At 36.0% G+C, this 493-nt stretch carries 1 protein-coding gene; it reads left to right on the forward strand.

Annotated features, from left to right (window positions below):
* Window positions 1-493: hypothetical protein (locus AC1DWA_RS33280; protein WP_477917732.1), on the forward strand; the 493-nt coding region annotated here is incomplete at both ends.

Consider the following 493-nt stretch of genomic DNA (forward strand, 5'->3'; position numbering starts at 1 on the left):
ACTAAAGCACAGCTAGATAAGATATACGACTCTCGTAAAGGTAAAATTAGAGAGAATGTTTATAGTGACCGTATTAAAATTACAACTCAAGCTTTGATTAACTCATTAACTCAATTGGAATATCCAGAGGGAATGGGTATTTTGGCGCGTGATCCAAACGATTATAATAAATTCACTGTTTTTCGTTCCACAGGGTTAGGGATTACTCAAAATGGTGGATTAACGTTTGATGAGGCTATCACACCATTGGGTATAAATACTTCTCTACTCACAGCTGGGCAGATTAAGACAAATAACATTCAAATCATAGGCGAGGAAAATTACTTCTACTGGGATGGTGTAGAACTTAAAGCTTTAAGTCCTGATGATGCTGAAAAATTTGTTCGCTTAACTTCAGCAGGTTTATATGTMGCGAAGGGATCTATAACCATTGAACGTGAGGATGGATTTAAGTTAATTACAAATGGTTATGCAAACTGGGATTTTTCAGTAG

Source organism: Rhodococcus sp. P4_F3_2 (genome assembly GCF_056401335.1).